The sequence below is a fragment of the Fructilactobacillus sp. X2R5C3 genome (assembly GCF_059901325.1).
This window is the reverse complement of sequence record NZ_JBWXUY010000065.1, coordinates 1-238: the sequence shown is the minus strand read 5'-3', so window position 1 is coordinate 238 and position 238 is coordinate 1. Positions and strand designations below refer to the sequence as shown.

Below are 238 nucleotides of genomic sequence, written 5' to 3'. Positions count from 1 at the left end.
CCGCCTTTCAGGACGGCCTCTCCAACCTCCTCGACGAGTACGGGCAGCCCTGGTGGAAGTCCATCGCCACGGAGATGCCCTCGGACACCGACGAGGAGGTCCACGCGTGGATCCAGCAGATCCCCGCGGTGCGCGAGTGGCTCGGCGAGCGCGTGCTCAACGCCCTCTCGGAGGCGAGCTACCGCCTCAAGAACCGGACCTTCGAGGACACCGTGCAGGTCTCGAAGGACCGCATGAG

The 238-nt window shown here is 67.2% G+C and carries 1 protein-coding gene; it reads left to right on the top strand.

Going from position 1 to position 238, the window contains the following annotated elements:
* Positions 1-238: Mu-like prophage major head subunit gpT family protein (locus AC6UDE_RS07180; RefSeq protein ID WP_500697061.1), on the top strand; the 238-nt coding region annotated here is incomplete at both ends.